The organism is Pseudomonas sp. BJa5, assembly GCF_030272875.2.
Taxonomy (GTDB): Bacteria; Pseudomonadota; Gammaproteobacteria; order Pseudomonadales; family Pseudomonadaceae; genus Aquipseudomonas.
Window position 1 is genome coordinate 1 of sequence record NZ_JALRNG020000123.1, and the last position, 289, is coordinate 289.

The 289-nt window shown below is 63.3% G+C and carries 1 pseudogene; it reads right to left on the minus strand.

The annotated features are described in order from the left end of the window. Positions 1–142: 142 nt before the first annotated feature. A pseudogene (locus tag M2D63_RS25675) lies at positions 143–289 on the minus strand (MaoC family dehydratase); the annotation flags it as partial.

Here is a 289-nt window from a genome sequence, read left to right on the forward strand (position 1 = left end):
CTCGCCACACGCGGCGAGCAGCAGGGTAACGGCAAGCGGACTGACTGGGCGCATGACGGGTTCCCGAACGGAGAGGCCCCTCGTATGCCGCACAACGCACTGGCTGATACAGCAACGGGAGCTGTTTCAGCAGGAGGTGGGGTCAGACGAAGCAGAGTGTCAGCGGCTCGGCGATATAGGCCGGCTTGTCCTCGCCTTCGATTTCCAGGGTGGCAGTGAGCTTGATCAGCCACTGGCCAGGCTTCTTGTCGGTCGCCTGGGCCATGTCGACCTTGTGGCTTACCCGGCT